The organism is Streptomyces sp. NPDC060035 (assembly GCF_042736635.1).
In the GTDB taxonomy this organism is placed as follows: domain Bacteria; phylum Actinomycetota; class Actinomycetes; order Streptomycetales; family Streptomycetaceae; genus Streptomyces.
Window position 1 is genome coordinate 154,932 of sequence record NZ_JBHWVO010000016.1, and the last position, 20,102, is coordinate 175,033.

18 protein-coding genes and 2 pseudogenes are annotated in these 20,102 nt (G+C 68.1%); 13 read left to right on the forward strand and 7 right to left on the reverse strand.

Features of this window, described 5'->3' with window-relative positions; genetic code table 11:
• Positions 1-302: 302 nt before the first annotated feature.
• A complete protein-coding gene (locus tag ACFWBQ_RS24770) occupies positions 303-449 on the reverse strand; it encodes a hypothetical protein (RefSeq protein WP_385493005.1) in 147 nt (48 codons plus the stop codon).
• A gap of 850 nt (positions 450-1,299) precedes the next feature.
• Here ACFWBQ_RS24770 and ACFWBQ_RS24775 point away from each other — a divergent pair.
• The 3 genes and pseudogenes from ACFWBQ_RS24775 (at position 1,300) to ACFWBQ_RS24785 (ending at position 3,958) form a co-directional block, all read left to right on the forward strand.
• Positions 1,300-2,220 carry a YncE family protein gene (locus ACFWBQ_RS24775; protein ID WP_385493007.1) on the forward strand — a complete coding sequence of 307 codons (921 nt, stop codon included), beginning with the start codon at positions 1,300-1,302 and terminating at the stop codon, positions 2,218-2,220.
• A 55-nt stretch (positions 2,221-2,275) separates the two neighbouring features.
• Positions 2,276-3,206: pseudogene (locus tag ACFWBQ_RS24780) on the forward strand (IS5 family transposase).
• An 86-nt stretch (positions 3,207-3,292) separates the two neighbouring features.
• Complete coding sequence (locus ACFWBQ_RS24785) at positions 3,293-3,958, forward strand: hypothetical protein (protein WP_385493010.1); 666 nt, start codon at positions 3,293-3,295, stop codon at positions 3,956-3,958.
• A gap of 155 nt (positions 3,959-4,113) precedes the next feature.
• Here ACFWBQ_RS24785 and ACFWBQ_RS24790 read toward each other — a convergent pair whose 3' ends face one another.
• Positions 4,114-5,004: an ATP-binding protein gene (locus ACFWBQ_RS24790; protein ID WP_385493015.1), complete on the reverse strand. Its 891-nt coding sequence runs from the start codon at positions 5,002-5,004 to the stop codon at positions 4,114-4,116.
• 161 nt (positions 5,005-5,165) lie between these two features.
• Here ACFWBQ_RS24790 and ACFWBQ_RS24795 point away from each other — a divergent pair, with 161 nt between their 5' ends.
• The 5 genes from ACFWBQ_RS24795 to ACFWBQ_RS24815 all read left to right on the forward strand — a co-directional run bounded on the left by ACFWBQ_RS24795 (position 5,166) and on the right by ACFWBQ_RS24815 (position 8,533).
• On the forward strand, positions 5,166-5,531 hold the full coding sequence (locus ACFWBQ_RS24795; RefSeq protein ID WP_385493023.1) for a hypothetical protein: 366 nt from the start codon (positions 5,166-5,168) through the stop codon (positions 5,529-5,531).
• A gap of 413 nt (positions 5,532-5,944) precedes the next feature.
• Positions 5,945-6,613, forward strand: coding sequence for a DUF4097 family beta strand repeat-containing protein (locus ACFWBQ_RS24800; RefSeq protein WP_385493031.1), 669 nt, complete (start codon positions 5,945-5,947; stop codon positions 6,611-6,613).
• 123 nt (positions 6,614-6,736) lie between these two features.
• Positions 6,737-6,988 (forward strand): hypothetical protein, encoded by a 252-nt coding sequence (locus ACFWBQ_RS24805; RefSeq protein WP_385493035.1) that lies wholly within the window; start codon positions 6,737-6,739, stop codon positions 6,986-6,988.
• 172 nt (positions 6,989-7,160) lie between these two features.
• Complete coding sequence (locus ACFWBQ_RS24810) at positions 7,161-7,970, forward strand: hypothetical protein (RefSeq protein ID WP_385493049.1); 810 nt, start codon at positions 7,161-7,163, stop codon at positions 7,968-7,970.
• Positions 7,971-8,173: 203 nt separating this feature from the next.
• Positions 8,174-8,533, forward strand: coding sequence for a hypothetical protein (locus tag ACFWBQ_RS24815; protein WP_385493061.1), 360 nt, complete (start codon positions 8,174-8,176; stop codon positions 8,531-8,533).
• A gap of 258 nt (positions 8,534-8,791) precedes the next feature.
• Here ACFWBQ_RS24815 and ACFWBQ_RS24820 read toward each other — a convergent pair.
• The 4 genes and pseudogenes from ACFWBQ_RS24820 to ACFWBQ_RS24835 all read right to left on the reverse strand — a co-directional run.
• Positions 8,792-9,331: pseudogene (locus ACFWBQ_RS24820) on the reverse strand (transposase); the annotation flags it as partial.
• Positions 9,332-9,376: 45 nt separating this feature from the next.
• Positions 9,377-9,904 carry a DinB family protein gene (locus tag ACFWBQ_RS24825; RefSeq protein ID WP_385493072.1) on the reverse strand — a complete coding sequence of 176 codons (528 nt, stop codon included), beginning with the start codon at positions 9,902-9,904 and terminating at the stop codon, positions 9,377-9,379.
• Between the two features lie 375 nt (positions 9,905-10,279).
• A complete protein-coding gene (locus ACFWBQ_RS24830; protein WP_385493084.1) occupies positions 10,280-11,218 on the reverse strand; it encodes a DUF3048 domain-containing protein in 939 nt (312 codons plus the stop codon).
• Between the two features lie 618 nt (positions 11,219-11,836).
• Positions 11,837-12,790 carry a hypothetical protein gene (locus tag ACFWBQ_RS24835; protein ID WP_385493109.1) on the reverse strand — a complete coding sequence of 318 codons (954 nt, stop codon included), beginning with the start codon at positions 12,788-12,790 and terminating at the stop codon, positions 11,837-11,839.
• Positions 12,791-12,946: 156 nt separating this feature from the next.
• Between ACFWBQ_RS24835 and ACFWBQ_RS24840 the strand changes: the two genes are divergently transcribed.
• Positions 12,947-13,423, forward strand: coding sequence for a transcriptional regulator (locus ACFWBQ_RS24840; RefSeq protein WP_385493135.1), 477 nt, complete (start codon positions 12,947-12,949; stop codon positions 13,421-13,423).
• 286 nt (positions 13,424-13,709) lie between these two features.
• Here the strand turns inward: ACFWBQ_RS24840 and ACFWBQ_RS24845 are convergent, their stop codons facing one another.
• Positions 13,710-14,009: a hypothetical protein gene (locus tag ACFWBQ_RS24845; protein WP_385493144.1), complete on the reverse strand. Its 300-nt coding sequence runs from the start codon at positions 14,007-14,009 to the stop codon at positions 13,710-13,712.
• Between the two features lie 1,144 nt (positions 14,010-15,153).
• On the opposite strand from ACFWBQ_RS24845, the gene ACFWBQ_RS24850 reads away from it, so the two are divergent.
• From ACFWBQ_RS24850 to ACFWBQ_RS24865, 4 genes are all read left to right on the forward strand, one after another.
• A complete protein-coding gene (locus ACFWBQ_RS24850) occupies positions 15,154-15,882 on the forward strand; it encodes a hypothetical protein (RefSeq protein WP_385493163.1) in 729 nt (242 codons plus the stop codon).
• Between the two features lie 237 nt (positions 15,883-16,119).
• The gene (locus ACFWBQ_RS24855) at positions 16,120-16,722 is read left to right on the forward strand and encodes a helix-turn-helix domain-containing protein (RefSeq protein WP_385493184.1); all 603 of its coding nucleotides are present in this window, start codon (positions 16,120-16,122) and stop codon (positions 16,720-16,722) included.
• Between the two features lie 22 nt (positions 16,723-16,744).
• Entirely contained in the window at positions 16,745-18,976 is a 2,232-nt protein-coding gene (locus tag ACFWBQ_RS24860) for a hypothetical protein (RefSeq protein WP_385493949.1), read from the forward strand.
• Positions 18,976-19,695, forward strand: coding sequence for a helix-turn-helix domain containing protein (locus ACFWBQ_RS24865; protein WP_385493215.1), 720 nt, complete (start codon positions 18,976-18,978; stop codon positions 19,693-19,695). The genes ACFWBQ_RS24860 and ACFWBQ_RS24865 overlap by 1 nt, the downstream gene beginning before the upstream one ends.
• Positions 19,696-20,102: the final 407 nt, after the last annotated feature.

Here is a 20,102-nt window from a genome sequence, read left to right on the forward strand (position 1 = left end):
CCTGCGCTGACCACCGCTGCACGGCCGGTCGTTTGGTGACCGGGCCATGCCGCCACCGTGTTGGTGAGCCGTCTTCCCGGCCTGGGGGAGGTCTTTCAACCACGCCGTCCTGCCGGAGAGCTTCGGTTGTCATCCCGGTCGCTGTGGTCCGCGGAAACCGAGATGCAGGGCAGGCGCAACAGGGTGTTGCGTGCCGGGCCAGGCCAACACCGCCTTCACCGATCCTGGTCACCTGATGAGAGCCCTCCGGCCGGGCCTCCGCGAAATTCAGTACCGCATAAGGTCCGTAGCTGCATCGTCGACTACGCAGCCCGCAACCACCGGTTCGCCGCCTTCGCGATCGCCGGGCCGGACCTGAACGACCGGCCGGGCCGGTGCGCGGTCGGTGACGCGCGGGGAAGCATCGTGTTCATCACCTCGTTGGCCCGCTGCCGCTTGCCTTCGGACACGCGGACACGCGCTCCTGCAGACTTCATCGACCCGCCTCCGCCGGTGGGGCATCTGGCGTGGAAGGGACACCACCCCGCCCGCTGTCGCACCGCACCATGTACACCGATCCGTCCTGCGGGTCATAGCGTGTCCGTCCCCGCCGGCCAGGACGGCCTGGCCGTCCCGGTTATGACCGACAGCCCTCTGACCTGCGGTGGCGTCCTGATGCCATCAGTGATTCGAGCCCTTGATGCCCAGTGGTAGCCCACCCGCGCGCCGCCTATTATGAGAAGTGGGTATCTGTGGCAGGTCCCATCGGGGCGCATGCGCCTCCGGCCCTCACCGTCACCAGACTCACCGGCATCCGATGGCGCCAGTGGGGCTGCGGCCAACGGCCCCTGCGTCGACTCCCTCTGACCGAGCATTTTCCATCGTCGTCGCCGAGGCCGTTTGCTTCGCAGCGTCTGATCGTCGGTCTGATCTTTCGTTGGCGGCTGCCCAGCGGGCACGCATGCCTCACCCGAGGCAGGGTACGGCGCCTCAGCCGGAGGCCGCCCTGTGGCGGAGTCCCGGGAGCGAGCTCCCGGCGGCGAGGCGGGGCCGACGGGGCATGGCGGGTGAGGGAGGGGCCGGCCGAGGGCCGGCACCGAGGGTGCGGCCAGGGGGCATGCCTCAGGGTGGCTCAGCGGGTGCCGCATCGAGTAACGCGGGGTCTGGCCGGCCGAAGCAGCCAGAGACGAGTCACGTCATGCGGGTCGCGCGCCCGATGCGGTGAACGCCGGGCCCTCGGTCGCCGCCTGCATCAAGGTCTCGGCGGCCTCCTGCTCGGTCTACCCGGATAGCCGCAATCAACGAAAGATGTTGGTGAAAATGTCCAACGTTGAAGAACTATGTGTCGTCGCCACCATTCCTGTGGGGACGAGACCGGTCGGTGTGGCGGTAGATGTCCATGACCAAGTCTTCGTCGCCAGCAGCGGTGATGGCACGGTGCTGGTGGTCAACGCTTTGACCAACACTGTGACCGGCACCATCAACGTCGGGCCCCACCCGGAGGGCGTGGCAACCGACCCTCAATTCGGTGTCTTCGTCGCCCACAGCGGTGGTGGCATCGTGTCAGCGATCGACAGATTCAACACCGTCGTCGCCACCATCAACGTCGGAGGCCCGCCTTCAATTTTTGACCCAGCACCCAACACGGTGGGGGTGGCGGTCGATCATTTCCTGAGTCGCGCCTACGTGACCAACCGCAGTCGTCACAGGGTGTCGATAATTGGCATGAGTAGCGAGCCCCCCACCGCTGCCCACGAATTCATCGATGTCCGTGGTCCCCTTGGTGTGGCAGTTGATTCTGTAGATCACCGCGTCTACGTCACGCAACCCGACTTCAACTCGGTGTCGGTGATCGATGCCGCGACCAACGGGGTCATCGCTACTATCCCGGTCCGACAGCATCCCATGGGTATTGCGCTCGATCGCCCGAGACGCCGTGCTTATGTCGCCAACTCCGGCTTCACGACGGTGTCAGTGATCGACATGGTTACCGGCGGCACCGCCGACATAGACGTCGGACTGAGACCGATCGGTGTGGCGGTCGATTCGCGGGGAGACGCCTACGTCACCCACTCCGACGGCACGGTGAAGGTGATCGATGCCATGTCCAGCACCGTGAGCGCCACGATCCCAGTCGGATCCCAACCGGTAGGCGTGGCCTTCGAACCCCACAGTAATCGCGTCTACGTCGCCAACAAGGGCGACGGCACCGTATCGGCGATTGACCTTGCTCGCAGCTAGGCACTGTTTCTCGGATCTCCTGACCTGGGCAGAGTGTTGGCGCCAGGCTGGCTGTATGGGCCGTGGAGATCTGACGAATGCGGAGTGGGATCGGCTGGAGCCGTTCTTACCTCCTGGTGGTGCGCGTGGAGGTCGGTGGAGCGATCACCGCCGGGTGATCAACGGGGTTCTCTACCGGGTGCGGACACGTGTGCAGTGGCGGGATCTGCCGGCGCGGTTCGGGCCGTGGGAGACGGTCTATAAACGGCATCGTCGCTGGTCAGCCGATGGAACATGGCAGATGCTGCTCTCTCGCATCCAGGCAGCCGAGGACGCCGAGGGGGGCATCGACTGGGACGTGTCAGTGGACTCGACAGCCGTGCGAGCCCACCAGCATGCCGCCGGTGCGAGGAAAGCGCCCCCGGCGGCCGTCCCTCAAAGGGGGGCCAAGCGGGGGACGAACCAGGTCGATCCGGTACTGCGGAGATTGGCCGTCCGTCTGGAGGAGGTGGTCAGATCGGCGAATGTCTGGGACGTTCCCGCGGAGGATTCACCACCAAGATCCACCTCGTCGCCGAGGGACGATGCCGGCCACTCGCCTTCGTCCTGACACCCGGACACTACGGAGACGGACCTCAGCTCGAGCGGGTGCTGGAGCAGGTCTCGGTGCCGCGAGCCGGAGTCGGCCGGCCTCGCACCCGGCCCGACCATGGCCTGGCGGACAAGGCCTACACGTCCCGGCAGAACCGCCGCTACCTGCGACGGCGCGGCATCCGGCACACAATCCCCGAACGTCTCACCAGCAGAGACATCGGAAGAACCGAGGTTCCCGAGGCGGTCGGCCCACCGGCTTCGACAGCGAGCGCTACAAGAAACGCAACATCGTCGAGCGCACCATCAACCGCCTCAAAGGCTTCCGCGCCGTCGCCACCCGCTACGAGAAACGCGCCTACATCTACCTCGGCACCGTCACCTTCGCGGCCCTCATGATCTGGCTCCGAGCATGAACCGAGAACCATGGCCTGCTCCAGCCTCTACGTGCAACGAAGGTAGATTCTTGCACTACAGGGGTGATCACCGTAGAGGTAGGGCCATGATGAAAACGGATGCAGCGACCGCCAAGCAGGTAACGGCGGATTGGGCGCGAGTCTTCGACGGCTTCGACATTTGGCGTCCTTTGCGGCTGTTGCGCCGGGTTGGGCCCTTGGTCCAGGGGATCACTCTTGATCGTTCCACTTCGGGTGACGCCTATTTCCCGACCGCTCACATTCACGCATTGACGCGACCGTTCCCAGCCGTCTCTCTGGCACTTGGCCAACGCTTGGCGTCAAGATCGGGGATGCCGGAAGCCATCAGGTTCACCGACCATGCGGAGGATTATCTCGACGCCGCCCGGCGCCTTGCTGGCCAGGCCAGATTGAGTCTCGATGTTCCGCCTCCCGTCGGAGACGTCGTCACCGAATTGCACGCTTTCGCGGTAGCCCAGCACAGTATGGGCAGTTGGCCCGCAGTAGGGGAGGTTGAGGACAGCATCCTCATCTCGTCAGCGAGTGGGGACAGGGACCTAGCGGAGGAGGGGCTGCAACTTGCTCGGGACCTGGTGAAGAAGTGGCCTAAGCACAGGCTGCCGCTGGACTGGGTCGGCGGAAAGGTATGGATTGCTTCCCTGAGCAAGAAGGCGGACAACGCCGAGGACCTGCGTGCCATCGTTGAAAGCCAGGTCAGGGCCCACAAATTGGCGAAGATCCGCCAGAGCTAACGTGTCGGCACAGGGACCTCGTGTCGTACGGCTCCATCACAATTTCGAAGAGGCATCGGCACCGGCCAGATGGGGAATGGATGATCCAAGAAACAGGCCCTAGTACTCCAGCAGCGGCTTTTCCATTTGTGCTGGTCAGACTGCTTGTTCGGGGCTTAGCGGGCTGATGGCCCGTCAGGATGGCGCTGGATCGTGCTGCGCGCGTCTTGCCTTGCGCGCGGCCCGGACACGGTTCCCGGTTGTTTCATCCTCACCCACGGCTCCGACCTGCGGCTTCCGGAAGGGCCCCAGTACTCCTGCTGCGCCAACGGCTGCAGAAACGGCTGGCCCCAACTGGCCACCAACGAGCCGGCCCTCACCCGCGATGGCTGATCGTTGTCACCAACGGCGTGACCGTGGCGATCGGCTGAGGCGAGCGCCCGGTGGGCGGGCGCACCTCGGTCTTCCACCAAGCAGGACACCACAAGGCGAGGGCCCCGGCCGTCTCGACCGGGGCCCCGCCATTTACTTCGGTTCGTCTCGTACGGGTTGCCCGGGTCGGTGCAGGCCCACGTGCACCGCTGTGCTGCCGCCAGGATCTCCTTCGCATCGAGCGCCGGGGCGGGCCCTGGCGCCGGGGGTCCGGTTGCCGAAGACGGGCGAGCAGTTGGGCGCTGGACCGCGGCGCGGGCGCGCTGCGCTGCGCTGACGACGGTGGTGACACGGCTCGCCCGAGGTCGCCGCACAGTTCGCACAGCGCTGACAGTCGCGCCGAGCCCACCTCCGGGGCTCTGCCCAAGATGCAGCGTCCCGTGGTGGAGCTGCGCTTGCTGCTCAACGAGGGCGAGGCCGGAGCCGGGTGCTCGCGCACGCGCGCCACGGGTGAAGCGCTCCTTCATGGCCTGGCGCTGGTCGGGTGGGATGTTGGGGCCGCCGTCGCTGACAGTGGTCCGGATCGCGGCGTGGTGGCGACGGTGCCGTGGGAACGGCCGTGCAGGGCGGCGTTGTCGAGAAGGTTGTGCACAGCGAGCCGGAGCCCGGAGGTCGACGGTGGCGCGTTCGGGCACGGCGCGGGCGTCGCCGCGGGCGAGGGCTTGCAGGCCGGTGATAAGGGTGGCGATCCGGTGGTGCTCGGCGGGCGCCTATCGCCTCTGGGGCCGGTTGCGCTGGGGCTAGGGACACGGCCGGGCCGGGCGTCGCCGCCCTCAGGGCCGCGGCCGTGCGCCAGGTGACGATTCTGCGGGCCCACCGCTTCGGGCTGGGGGTGTGGGCGGACCTGGTGGCCCTGCATCGCAGCACCGGCACGGACGTGGTCGTGGTGCACCACGCCGAACTGCCGGTGGACCTCGCCCATCTGGTGTCGCATGCGACCACCGGGTCCTCACCACCCACGCCGGTGTCCAGAGCCCTGCACCCGCCCGCCCGCGCCAGCCCCACCCTGCCCCTGCCGCAGCGCCCGCCGTGGACTTCGCCAAGGCCCAGCGTCTGCATCTGGTCGACCCGCACACCCTGGCGCGTGGGCGAATGGATCCCGTCCCTGTGGGAGATCCTGCGGGCGGTGTCGCCTCTTCGCAGGCCGGCGTCGCTCTCGTGAATGGCCGGCCTTGCTGGCGATAGCAGCACTTCAGCGTGCCGCATAGGCCGTTTCGTTCGGGATCTGGACGGCCCGGAGGCGCGGAGAACGAGGCGGCCCGGAAGCGCGAGGCGGGGATCAAGTACGCAGGGGAGGGGGCTGTAGGCGGGTCCGTCCCGGTCCCTGCGCGATCTGCCGGTGTTCGTGGTGCCCGGTGTGTCGACTGTAGCGTTCGTTCCCAATTCATTGCAACGCGCTGAGAGTGAGTCGTTGCGTTAGTCGCGAGGGTCATTGCATCAACTTTGGTGCGTTGGTCTGCGGTTCCAGGATTCTGATGCAATTGAAGCGTTGCCAGACTGGTGAATGCAACGTAGCGTTTCTTCTATCGGAAAGAGCGGGCCGGAGGGTTCGCACCGCAGATGAAGGAGAGCATGATGCAGAAGTTCGACACCCCCGCCGCCGTCCAGGTTGTCCTCGAGATCCCTGCGGGACGTATCCAGTTCATCGCCGCAGACCGCACCGACACCACGGTCGAGGTCCGGGCCGCGGACGCCTCGAAGGGCCGCGACGTCAAGGCCGCCGAACAGACCGAGGTCACCTACGCCGACGGTGTCGTGCGTATCCAGGCCCCGGAGGCGAAGAACCGCCTTCTCGGCAACTCGGGTTCCGTCGAGGTCACCGTTCAACTGCCCTCCGGCTCCCGCGTCGAGGCGAAGGCCGCGGCCGCCGAGTTCCGCAGTGTGGGACGGCTCGGCGACGTCGCCTTCGACGGCGGCCACGGCTCGGTCAGGCTCGACGAGGCCGACAGCGCCCGCCTGGCCGGCCTCGACGCCCACATCACGGTCGGCCGCCTCAACGGCCCCGGCGAGATCAGCACCCAGCGCGGCGACGTCACCGTCACCGAGGCCGTGCGCGGCACGCTCACGCTGAACACCCAGCAAGGCGCCATCACCGTCGGTGCCGCCCGCGGCGTCTCCGCATCCCTGGACGCCGGCACCACATACGGCCGGATCACCAACACGCTCAAGAACACCGACGGCGCCGCCGCTCTGACCATCAGGGCGACCACCTCCCGGGGCGACATCGACGCCCGCAGCCTCTGAACCCCAGCCTCCGGATATGGGCGGTCAAGTCGTGGCGTTTGTAAAGGACTTGCGGGTACCCGTGGGGTGGGCTGGTCCATTTCGGGATCAGGTCTCAGGGTGATCGCCCCGAAGGAGTGGCAGATGACGACGCAGTACGGCAACCAACCGACCGGGCAGCGCGCGGCGAGCGGCAATGTGCTGAGCATCATCGCGATGGTGCTGGGAGTGATCTCGCTCCTTTTCCTGCCGATCGTCTTCGGCGTGATCGGCCTGATACTGGCCATCATCGCCAAGACCGTCCGGCACGAGCAGCTCGCCGTGCCCGCCATCGTGGTCAGCGCCGTAGGACTGATCGGCGGCATGATCCTGGGCGCCGTACTGGCCGGCGCATGAACTGAACCAGCGCCCGCCCCGCCTCGGCGGGTGGCGCAAGGTCCCGCGGATGTATCAGAGCGCTGACCGGAACATCGACGACTCGACGGGCACTGACGCATGAGACGGCCTGGGAGCAATTGCTGGGCCGGGCATGCTGTCAGCACCTGCTCCTGAGCCGTTCATGACAGGCGTGTCACCAGCGATACGCTTCGACAGGTTCGCCCCGTTCAAGGGGCGCGGGGGCTCGACCACGGGGGTGGGGCAGATGGGGCTCAACATGCACGGGCGCAGGCTCGTCGCGCACGGAGCGGGGTACGGACTGGCACTGCTGGCCGTGACTTCGTGCACGGCGGCTCCGCCGCCGGGATCCGTGCCGCCGCAGTCGCAGCGGGCGCAGGCCTCACCCACTGCGTCGCCCTCGCCGCCCAAGCCGGCATCCTCGTCGGGGCCCGCCGTCCCGGTCGGGGCGGCGCGGCCCACGGTCGCCGACGGACCGATGCTGGCGTCGGTCCGCAAGAGCATGAACTCGCTGTCGTTCCACGAGATGCCGTCTGACGAGTTCGTAGCGGTGATCCGGCGGGATGCGCCGGACGCCGGTGAGCTCCTGTGGATGAAGGACGACCGTACGTACTGCTCCGCGATCGTTCGCGAAGGGCTGGCCCGGATCGAGTGCGGGTCCCTGCCGGAGAGCTGGCCGCGCAAGGGCGTCCTGAACGTGACGACGGGCGAGCCGTATCAGGAGGAGCCCGGCGAGCAGCCCAGCCTGTTCGTCTTCCTTGCCGTCGTCGAGGGTGATCACGGCCCGTACGACTACAAGGGGGCGGCGCCAGAGGCGGCGGGCCCGGTCCACGACGCCGTCGTGACCTTCGCTTCGGGCCGCAAGCTGGGCCTGATCTCCTACGAGAAGTCCTACGAGAAGCACTCGCGCCAGATTCCGGAGACCGAGATCTGCGGCGCGGACGGCGCCGTGTGCTTCCCGGCCTACTACCCGAACCGCTAGGTTCTGTCCCGCCGATCTTGGACCGTGAGGCGAATGCCGCCGTACGTGTGCTCCAACGGGGACGACGTCGACCTGCGGTTCCGCCTCGGCGAGGCAAGCTTGTTGTCATGGGATCAGCACGCTGCTTGTCACCAGCGAGAAACCGGCGAAGCTGTTGTCACCGGCTACGCCAGCCTTGGCCCCTCGCGCGGCACAATGACCCCATGGCGCATATTTTCTCCCGACCAGTCAGGGGTTCCTCGCTCTCCTTGTGGTCGAAGGACTCATTCCTGTCCATCGGCTCCGTGGGGTCCGTGCTGTCCATCGGTTCGGTGGGCAGCGCGCTGTCCATCGGGTCCATCGGCTCTTCGATGTCCGTCGGCTCGATCGGCTCCGCCATGTCCCTGGTGTCGCTGGGGTCCATCCAGAGCACCGGAAGTGCGCTGTCCATCCAGGCACGGCGCTCTGTACTGGCCATCGGCCCATACCGCGTGGTCAGCTCCCCAGGCACGCTCGCGCTGGTCGGATCGGGCGCGCTCGCGCTTGCCGGCGCGCTTGCCCTGCACACACGTACCAGGCCATGAGCGGTCCGGTGCCTTCGATCTCGGTGCCAACAAAATTGCTTTGATGACAGCCCTCGCGCTTCGGCTCAGCGGCAACGGATGTTGCGCACGACGTTGCGCAGGGTGTTGCACCCCTGAAGTCCGGCCGCGTGCGTTTGTGCTGGTGGGAGCACCCTTTTCCCGTGGGGAGTGCTCAGAATTCCCCGTGACTCCTGGCTGCCCGCTTCTGGATGTGGGGCTGGTCTGTGGTCGCGGCGAACGGGCGGCGCTGGCTCAAGCTCACGTCCGTGTAATCGTCGAGATGCGGCAACCCTCTGCAGCCGCCATTGCCCTTGCTCCGTCATAGCCCCGGTCGAGGTTGACGTTCACGTCGTCCGGCCGTGGCCCGACCTGGTCCATGGCTGCGTGGAGAGTCGGTCCGAGCAGGGGCGAGTCGTGGCGGTTGGCTCCCGCCGCGACTAGGCCGAGCGGGACGCCGCGGGCATCAGTGGCGACCGAGCGTTTCAGGCCCTGCTTCCCACGGTCCACCGGGGACCGGCCCGCACTCTGGCCGCCACACGGGGCCTTGGTGATGCAACCATCCACGGATATCTCGGCCAGTTCCAGGCCGATCATCCGGTCGTACGCTTCCAGAGCGAGACCGCGCACCACCTCGAATATCCCTTGGTCAGCCCACTCCTTTACACGTTGACGGATGGTCCGGTCAAAGCATCCGGGGCTGGAGCCCCGTTCGTAGCCCGAGCCGTGGACCAGAGCGAGCACCACGTGCTCGAACACAGTCCGGTCGGGGACGCGGCGGCGGTGGCAGTCAAGCAGGTGGCCCGCGTCGGGCACCTGCTGCCGGACCGGCCCGCGAAGGAAGCATCAGTCACCCGTTGCCCCGTCGGTCCGCTCCCGCAGGAAGTCGGCGTGGCCGTTGTGGCGGGCGTACTCCTGAATCATCAACACATAGACCCAGCGCAGGCTGAGGGGGACTCCGCGAGAGGACATGAAGGTCTCGTCGAGGTCGTGCCCGGCCGCCACCGCGTCGCACACTTTGACCTCGGTCTGGAACAATCCGAAGTCTCTCTCCGCATCGGCTGCGTGAACTCCGTCGAGTCCCTCATTGCCATCTGACGGGCCAGTGAAGACATCACCGACAGCCTCACCTGCGAAGCTTCGCCGGAACCACCATCGCTCCACCTCCGCCATGTGCCGGACCAGGCCAAGGAGGGTGAGGTTCGACGGCTCCACGGTCGTCCGCGCCAATTGGGCCGGCTCAAGCCCGGCGCACTTGGCCAGCAACGTTTCCCGGTGCCAGCTCAGCCAACCCTCCAACATGTGACGCTCAGTCACGTTACCCAGGTCGCCTAGCTGCTTGGTGCGCTCGACCGGTGGCGCTGTCCATGTCATGGATCCACCCTGCACTGCCATCCTGGAGGGTTCAAGCAGGCAAAATGGCAGCGCGGACAGGCCGTCCTTTGTGGTTACTGAGCGTAGAGAACTCCATGATCACATGGACCCCTGACCGTTCTGATAGCCCCCGCCACCTCCCGGGCGCCTATTGCCGGTCCAGCCCGCCTGCCGAGCCAGCAGCAGATCCCACCGCTCGCGCCACTTGGCAACGTCCGCAGGGTGGACCGCGGTGTGCTTGGAGTCAGGATTGCGGGGACGGGTCCAGCCCTGTTGCTGCAGGAACGCCTCGCACTGCGCACGATCATCGACATCGCCTGAGCCGGGCCGCTTCGCCGTCACCGGGGCCGCTGTGCGGACTCCGGCGGCCCCGCGTCACTTCGGTACGAGCACGATCCAGACCTGGCCGGTCGCGAACGTCATCGGCTCGCCGTCCTCGGTGGTGAAGCCGGTCGTCGACTCGGCGGTGTTCCGCTCCCATGCCACGTCGTACGACTTGCCGTCACGCAGGACGGCCGCCGAGCCGGACCCCACGGTGGCGCTGAAGGGCGAGGTGTTTCCCCCTCGGTCCCGGAAGCGCGAAGGCTGCACGTCCACATCCTGCAGGACCACTGTGGCTGCTCCGAGCCGGTCCCCGGAGGCCGTACGGGCCGGGGTGCCGTCCATGCTCACCAGCCACTGGTCCCGGTCCGCGGCCCAGGTGAAGGTGAACCGTGCCGACGGGTACGACACGGTGCGCTTGTTGACGGGGGTGCCGCCCGGGGGCGGCGCAGCGAAGCGGAGCCCGATGTCCTCGGCCGCGTTCACCCCGGTCGCGCCATGCGGGATGCTCCCCGGGCGCAGGTACAGATTGTGCGGTGCGGCGCGGTCCCCGCTGCGGAAATAGGCGTCCGGTGCCTTCGACGGCGGCAGCGCGTCGAGGGGGGCCGCTTCGATCGATGGCCGGAGGGCGGACTGGGCGCCCGAGTACGCGAGCGTGGGCTCGTCGAACTGCCGGAGAAGCTCCAGATCCGTCTCGCGAGCGCTGCGTACGGGGCCGATGACGGACGGCACGTCGGAGGAGTAGGCGGCGAGTATGCGGCTGAGGCCTGCCTCCACCTGCTCCACGTAGACGATGTCGGCCTTCTCGAGTCCGGTCGGCGGCCGGGCGGCTTCCACGTTGTCGATCTTCACCGCGAGGACGTCGGCGCGTGGTGCGGATGCCGTCGTGGGAGTTGTCTTCCCTCCGCCCGAGCTGCCGCAGGCCGCGGTGATGACGAGCGTGAGCGCGGCGAGTGCGGCGGCGGTCGATCTCTTCGTTCCGGAGGTACGCATGGCTGCCGCCCCTTTCGAGCCGGCTCTGCGGCATGGCACCGGCTCATGTCTGCTGCGGCGATGACTCTCCCGTGCATCATCACGCAGAAGACCGACCGGAGCGCCTCAGGCGCGGCATCGGAACCCCTCCGGCGCCGCCCGGCAGGCCGACGAAGAGCACTGGATCGAAGTTGCCGTACTTGTTGCGCAGAGAGAATCCCACAGCGCGGCTGCAACGACCAGCCTCACGCGCCGGCGCCCCCGCGGGGCGACAGCCCACCCCGGGGGTCCTCGTGCGGCAACTCCCAGTGGAGGCTCACCAGGTCGGCCACAAGGGTCGGCTGCTCCTCAGGACGAGGCGCGACAGCCGTGGCCTGGGCAGCGACCAACCTTGCGCGGCCGAGGCTGAGTTCAGCCGCGGGTCGGCCGGTCGCCGGGATTCTTGGACCGTGCCTTCACCCCGACGGCAACCCACCGACGACGTAACCACGCCGGCCGCTGCACGAACTCACACAATCGGTACTGCGGTCCTCCACCTTGGCCGCGGCCGACGCCGAGGCGCGCGCCCGCTGGTACTGCAGCAGCCCCCGTGGGCCATGACGAGTTGGTCACGTCGCCCGACTTCATGGCCTGGACGGTCTACTGGAAACTCAGTCGGTGTGGGTGGGCCGGATCGGTCGGGCAGGTGTGCACGCGCATCAGGCCGCGACCGAGGTAGACACCGACCGGGTCGAGTACGCGTGGGTCGTTGTCGGCATCCCGGTCCTCGACCGGTAGCCAGCTGCGTGAGGCGCCGTCGCACTCCCACTTGTCCACGGTGAGCAGGGGTGGCATCGCTGTTCCGCATACCTGGCAGTCGACCGGAGCAGGATCGGTCAGATGCCAGGAGGCGAAGCCTCCGACCTTCCAACCGGGGGCGATCGACAGGTCGCTCATGTAGTCGATCTCTTCCGGTTCCCCGGCCCGGGCCGCGGCCATCGCCGCCTCGTACTCCTCATACGTCGCGTAGCTCGCCGGAGAGGAAGAACCGTCCTCGTCCTCCTCTTCCTCGTCGAGGAGCCCTTCTTCCCACTCGTCGATCTCCTCCTGAAGTTCCTCGTCCAGCAGCCCGAGGTACTCGTGCTCCACGACTTGCTCCGGGTGCACGACGCACATGGTCGGCACGCATTCCGCGCGGCCGGCCACCGGCGGCTCGGGCTGCGGCGTGAGTACGGCCCCGACGTCGGCGGAGCGCCGCCATTTCAGCACGACGTCGATGGTGCGGTCGTCGCCGTGCACCTCGAAGGGGCACCAGAAGACCTGCAGGAGGTCCTGGCCCTCGGGTCCCACAAGATTCGGAACCTCTCGTGCGTACAGCTGGGCAACGGCCAGCATCGGCAACGGGGCGTCGTCATGAAGACCCGAGACGTGGTTGCCCTTGGTCATGCCGTCGAGCAGGCGCTGTTCCTCCTCGGTGTACTCCCGTCCCCGAGCGTCCTCCTGGATCCGACGGCGCAGCCGCACGTCGGCGAGGAGGTGGCCCGTGCCCTTCGGGTGTACGGCCGTGCACACCGGCCACGGTTCGTCGGCCGGCCACAGCAGGGGGCCCGCCACCGAACTTTCCTGTGCCCTGGGAGCCCCGTGACGGGGGTGCAGCCGGGTGGCTGTGCGCCGGTGAGCTGCAAGGGCAGGGAAAGCCGCTTCCACGTCGAGGGGACGTGGCGGGGTGGCGCGGGTCATGAGAAAGCCTTCCAAGTACGTTCGGTAGCGATGCTATACAGCGGTCCGGACACCGTCGGGGGGTTCTCCAGACTGTGCCGCGACCGCGGCCTCGCCGCACGCCTGCGCTACCTCACCAAAACCGACGCCAGATACGAAGCCATGGACCGCGGCGGCATCCACGTTGCCTCCCGCACACTCATCGCCTGGCTCGCCGAGGAACGCACCCCCAACAAGGCCAACCGCACCCGGCTGGACGCCGCCTACTGGGATCTGCGCCGCCGCAACGTGGCCACCGACGTCAAGCACCGCCTCAACAACAACGGCCGTGGAACCCGGGTCGAGATCAACCCCGTCGACCAGACCGGGGTCGAGCGCAAGCACCAGCGGGACGTGGCCAGCCGCAGCATCAACGTCCGCGGCGCGTGGGACCGCGCCGTCGACGCCTGGCTCGACGAGGACCTGGCGGAGCTCGACGCGATCTGGGATCAGATCATCGAAGACATCGGCTCCGAATACGACGCGTAAAGCAACGTCTCCTCCATCGGCTGGGCCACCTAACGACGGCGGCCAATTCACCGAGCCCCCACAGACACCGTTCACCGCCGACGTCCGCGAGGTCCAGGTCGTCAACGACTGACCGGCCGGCAGGCCTCTGACCTGCCGTGGTGAGCCCGTGGTGAGTGCGCGCAGCCGTGGTGTGTAGGCACCCGCAGACCGTGGTGAGTTTCCCGGTCGACTACTCACCACGGCTGGTCAGAGGCCGCTTGGCTACTCACCACGGTGTAGGTCAGGGGCGGTGGGGGACTGATGTTCAGCCGGGGGCTGGGCCCACTGGCTCCGCAGCGAAGTCATGGACCAGTTCGGCAAGCTGCACGAGGTAGTTGTACGTCCCGGTACGCCCCTGAAGGCGCAGGAGGTAGGAACGGTCGGAGCACTGGTAGATCTCGCGGCGGCGGACTTTCCAGCGGTTGTGCGTGTATGTGTGCGCCGCCTGCAGGAGAGCAGCCTTGGCCTCTTCGCTGCTGCCTTCGAGTTCCGTGACGGTACGTGCTTCCGTGTTTGCCTCTGCTATACCGCCAACAGGTATGGCCAGCACTATCCATCGGGACATCCCGCGATCAGCTCCTTCCCTTCGGCGTCGCCCTGCCGCGACCCGCGCGGGGCCAGTGTGACAGCGCACAGCGGCGCTTGGACCGGAAGAAGGCCTCCGAGGATGCCCGTCCGTGAATGGCCGCGCAGACTCCTCCGCCCGGCTACTCACCACGACAATCCGCATCGCCGTGACCACTGGAAACATTCCCTTGTTGAATCTGCTGTGCGGCGCGTAGAGGGTCGGCATACGGCCGTGGCGGCTGCACGACAAACACCTGCAACGCGCACAGACGCCCGGGGCGGGAGTTCCGTCGCCGGTGTCAAACACCAGACACCCGCCCCGGGCCCTGACACCCTGCCACCGGGAGATCAGCGGCGCTGAACACTGGGAATGCCGAACCGCGGCCAACGCCAGGCCCTCGAGCGCCGCTGCCCGGAACGCTGCGCAGTCGCCTGCGGAGCGCTCCAGCTGGCCCCGGCCTCGGTGACGACCCGGGCCGGGGCCGGCAGGGGCGGCGCGGCTTTCGGGTGGTGAGTGCTCAGACTTCCCCTCTTCTGTCTGGGCTGTCCTGCTGTGTTGGTGGGTGTGTGGCTGGTGGTGGCGTGGTCTCGGGGAAGCGGGCGGCGCTGCGCTGGCTCCCTTCATCGGCCCGACGCTGGACGCCGGGCCGATGGCCGGACGGTGGGCAGCGCGGCCCGGTGCAGCTGGTCCTGCTCCGGGGCCGGCCGTTGCGCCTCGCGCTCGGCTGCGTACGCGGTCCGGGCGTCGGCGGCGGCCCGCTCCCCACGTCCTCGCACCGCCGCCGTGCATACGGGCCGGCCGCGCGGCCAGGCCGCGCTCGTACCCACGGGCCCGGCGAAGCTCGGTCAGGGCGACCTCGACGGCCTGCGCCCGCTCTGCGGACACTGGACGGCCTCCACCGCGCTCGCCCTGCCCCGCTCCTATGCTCGGAGACGCCCAACCGTGACGTTCCCACGCCCTCCTGGTGCGCAGCCCGGAATGCCTCTACCGTTTCGATCCCTTACCTGTCCCTGTCACCGTGAACCAGGGTGACGTGCGGTGATGTTCTTGCCTACGATCCCGGGATGGCTGGGATGTCGATCCCATTGTGTGCTTGCCGGGTTCGGCGTCGGGGCGGGTGGATGAGGCGGTCTCGGAGGCGATGTCGCCCTTCGCGCGAGACGGGGTGGGGGCGGTCGAGCGGGATGTGTGGGACAACTTCCGGATTTGCGGCGGGGTCGTGGGTCTGCCGGTGCTGGCCGGCTACGAGGACGACCCGGGGCTGATCGCCGGTCGTCCCCACTGGGACGGCACGCTGGAGCCCGGTCTGCCTGGAATGTGCGCGGGTGGGCCGAGGGGGCTGATCGACTTCGGGGATGCCCTCCGGGTGGAGGCCGCTGAGCACGCGGGCCGGGTCTGGGATCGATGGCGGGAGGTTGCCTCCTGCCATCCGGCCGCGGAGGACGAGTCGGTGTTCTACTACCGTCACCTCGCCGTGGCAGGCACCGGAACCTTGTACGAGACGTCGCAGGAGGCCGCCGACTACCGGGCGCAGCCAGCCGTCCGCGCCTGGACCGAGATCGCGCCGACACTGGCCCGACCTGACATTGCAGACCACTTCTCCTTCGGCTGGGACCCCGTCGGTATCGGCCAACGCAGCCGTGAAGAGTACATCGCGACCTATGAGTTCAGCGTTCTGCCCTCACGTAACGCGCTGACGCTGGGGGGATGGTGGTACGAACTGAACGAAGCGCCCCTGCACGGTGCGTGCCACAGCGGCGCCGGGTGCGGCCACGACCCGGACGTCGGCCAGAGGCACCAGAGCGTCCAGTCCTATCTCCTCGCACTGCCCGCCGACACGCTGCTCGTCAACGTGCGCTGCCACGTCTGACCCACCTCAGGGTCTCGCCGGGCCGGCAGCAGGCCCGGTGCGCGGCCCGATCCTTCCTCTTCGCTCAGTTCGCTGCCGCGCATACTCAGCCACCTCAGGGAAGACCGCAACGCGTAGCCGTCGGACCTCCACCCCTTACGGCATGCCAACTCAGATATCAGATCAGGGTTGCATTAGAGGGCGTGTGTCGATACCGTCCACGAGCAGGGCACGCCCCCGGACCCCGAGGAGGGCACCATGCTGCTCACGACGGGACAAGCCGCCGAGGAACTGGGCTGCGCAGTCACGACCTTCCGCCGCCTCGTCAACGCAGGCGTGCTTCCCGGCCTCTCCCACCGTGGCGTCCGCGTGATGACGCCTCTCTGGGTCGTCCAGGCCCTGCAGGAGCGCGCCCAGGCTCCCGTGCACCGCCTGGAGGCCAAAGAGCTCGGGGTCCTGCGTGTCGACGCGGCACGCCAAGTCGAAGACACCGACCGGCAATGGATCGGATACGCATCCGGCCTCGGACCCGACGACCTCCTCAAGGCCTTGAGGGGCTGGTGGCGTTGCGATGCTGCCAGTGTGGCTGCCGGGGGAGTGCTGCCGGTGACTCTGTCGGGCTACGTCGTTGCTGTCCTGATCGGTCTGGACACCTGGGAGAAAGGTGAGGGCGGGCGGCACGCCTTTCCGGACGCTGTCCTGGCCGGCTACGTCGCCGACCTCGCCACCCCCGTCAAGCACTTGACCGCCCCACAGCAAACGGACCGGAACGTGGCTGACCTCCTCCTGGGCGCTCGCCTCATCTCGCATTCGGGCGGCGCGATCGCCTACGTCTCCACCGGTAACCGCCTCACCAACTGACCTGCGGGCACGAGGGATCATGATGGACGCAAAGACCTACAACGCACAGCTGGCCGAGCTGCGCGCGCTGCGCGATGACATCAAGAAAGCCCAGGCCGCGCTCACGAAGCTGGAGACGGACCGTGCGCGGCAGATCACCGCGCTGGCCGGATACGAGAAGGCGAAGGCCGAGCGGATCGCACCTGCGGCCGGGCTCAGTCTTGCTGACGTTGTGGCAATCGCCCCGATCCTCGCCCCTGACCGGCTCACCACCGCCCCAGCGGCAGCACAGACCGTCCCCCTCCCGCCGACGCCTCAATCCGTGGCAGGTCCGGAACCCACCGGCCTTGCTGAGGAGCCACCCGCCCGGTCAGGCACCGTTGCACCGGACATGACCCGATCGACCCCTGAACCGGTGTACGGCCTGCCCTCGGAAGTCAGCGCCAGCGACATGCCGTCCGCGCCGACCGCAGTGACTGGGCCCGCTACACAGGCGCCCGAACAATGCACAACCGAACCCGTCACCCCTCCGGCAGTGACACCACCAACTGCGCTGGCTCCGCCTGTGCGGACGGGAGAGCAGCGCGACCTTCCCGGTGTCCCTGAAGGCCCCGATGGCGACCGGTGGTTCGCCCACACCGCGAACCTCACCTCCACACACCCCAACTTCACCCAGCAGGCCCGCAGCACCGTCTTCCTGGATACGCAGACGGGTGTGCTGGTGCACCGGGACCAGACGGTCCGCCTGGACCTGCCGACCGCCAGTGCCGCAGAAATCCTGAACACCGTCTTCCACGTCCTGCCCGACGGCGTCGAGCGGATCTACATCACCGCAGGTGCCCCCTGGCACCGCCAGGCTGACCAGCACCCCTTCCTCAAGGATGCTGTCGGAGCCTGGCTGAACGCCCCCACCCCGGGCTGGCGCACCGACACCGGCCGCGGCAAGGACCGCATGGCCGGTCACTTCGTCCACCCCCGCAATCCCGTCGGCCGCTACCAGCGCGAACACGGCGAGCAGCATGTGGAGATCCGCTCGGCAGGGGAGTGGTTCGACACCGACGGCACCGAACCCGCCATCATCCGCGACGCGTTCGTCCTGCTCTGGAAGGCCCTGCGCCGCCACTGGACCGACGCCGTCCTCATGGGCTCCCCCTCCCAGACAGGCCGGGACCTGTGGACCCGCACCATCCCCACCAAGGGCCAGTACGCCGACGGCTACCCCGTCCTGTCCGAAGAGCTCCGCGGCCTCTTCCACGCGACGGCCGGGCAGGGCCGCACCGAACTCATCACCCCGCCCCGCGTCCCTCAACAGCTCCCCGCCCTGGTCGAATACGACCGCACCTTCGCCTACGCCAAACACACCTGGAAAGCCGGCGTCGGCACCCCCCGCCGCGTCACCGCCGCCACGTTCGCCTCCTGGTCCCAGAAAGAACAGACCAAAGCACTGTTCGCTTCCGGGCACTGGCACGTCCGCGTCACCGTCCCCGACACCTGGAACCACGTCGGAATCCTCCCCGCACCCGCCCCCGGCGACCGCGCCTGGCACTACCCGGCCGCCCCCGGCACCACATTCACCACCTGGGCCGGCGGACCCGAAATCCACACCGCCCTGTCCAACCCCTTGGGCCCGTGGAAAATCGAAATCCTCGACGGCATCCTCTTCGACGACGGCAAACCACTCGACGATTGGTCGAAGAAACTGAAAGAAGCCTGGTCCTCCCTCACCGCCCAGGCCGACCTCAACGGCGACCCCGCACAACGCACCGCCGCCCACCTCGCCTCCCGGGCCGTCCGCGCGATCCTCCTGTACGGCATCGGCGCCTTTGCCCAGCGCCCCCGCACCGTCACCGGCACCACCCCCCGCACCGCAGAGCGCGACGTCCCCACCGACGCCGAAATCGTCGGCTTCAACGACGAGACCATCACCTGGCAACGCCCCACCGGCTTCACCCGCGACCCCAACGCCCACCCCGAATGGGCCGCCCACATCTGGTCCTCCGCCCGCGCCGCACTCCTCTCCCAGCGCCACCGCGACGACGACACCTACGCCGGAGCCCTCCACACCCCGCCCGGCACCGTCGTCGCCTTCCGCACCGACGCCGTCTACCTCACCCAACCTCAGCCATGGCCCTACCACGGCCAGCCCGGCGACTACCTGAACAAGGGCCACCTCACCGGTCCCGTCACCGCACCCGGCAGCGAAGACGAACTCCTCGCCCTGCGAGACAGCGGCCGCACCGCCCAGCAGCCCACGACCAACCATGAGGCACCCTGATGCCGCCCCACCGCTCCCGCCGCCCCGCGCCCGCACCGCACCTCAACGAAGCGGCCCGCCTCGCCGACCAGCTACAGGCAGCCGGCTATACCAAACGCGACATCGCCCGCATCATCAACCGCGACGCCTCCCTCGTCTCCCAGTTCTACACAAAGAACAAAGGCGCAGCCTTCGTCCCCGCCCTCACCCAGGTCCTCACCGCCATCCAGACAGCGGGCATCACCGACACCACCGAACTCGCCACCATCGCAGCCGGGCACATCACCCGCCGCACCACAGCCGCCGGCACCAAAGCCCGCGTCCGCACCAAAGCCCTCCTCATCACCCCCACCGGAACCGGCACCGGCCGCGCCGGAGCACAAGCCATCGCTTCCGGGTCCGTCCGCCTGCGCCCCCTGATCGCCGAAGCCGCCCGCCAGGGCCTACGCCTCGCGTTCACCGTGCGCCTGGCCAGAACCGGCTTTCTGCACGCTTCCGGAAGCAGGACCGACTCGCCGGGCATCCGCCGCGACGTCATTCAACGCGCCGACCACACCGAAGAACGCTCCTACGGATCGGCTGCCACCGGCGGGTTCGATGCTGCGGACTTCGCCCGCCGCGTCGACCAGCGCGGCGGAGACGTCACCGCCGCCATCCACCAATGGCTCGTCGATACCAGCCGTATCCACCCCGGCGCACACATCACCCACTTGGAAATCCGCACCTGGCGCCCCCGCTGACCCGGCCCCAAGGGGCTGCTCGCGAGATGCGAGTTCCATCGTCGGAGCTCCGTGAGGTGTTGCGTAATGCGGTGTAGGTGCCGTAGCCGACACCGTCCGCGGGTGCTCGACGTCCTTAAGCGTCCCGAGGTCAGCCATGCGAATTTCAGGGGACGTTGGCGGTGTGCTGCGCGTAAGCCTGGCCACGACGTCGGGGAGGGATCGGGTCCCTACGCGAACGGCCGGTGGGTAGGGCCGTGCCCTCCCTACGAGGACCTTCCCGCGCAGCCGGGCAGTACCCCGGTGCCGGCTGCGACATCCCGATGTCCTCAGATCTGCCTACCTGTTTGCCGCCTGGACCAAGACACCCTCTCGTGAAGCCCACACCCGTCTCCGGCGAAGCCCTCCCGCATCAAGCCGGTCCCATC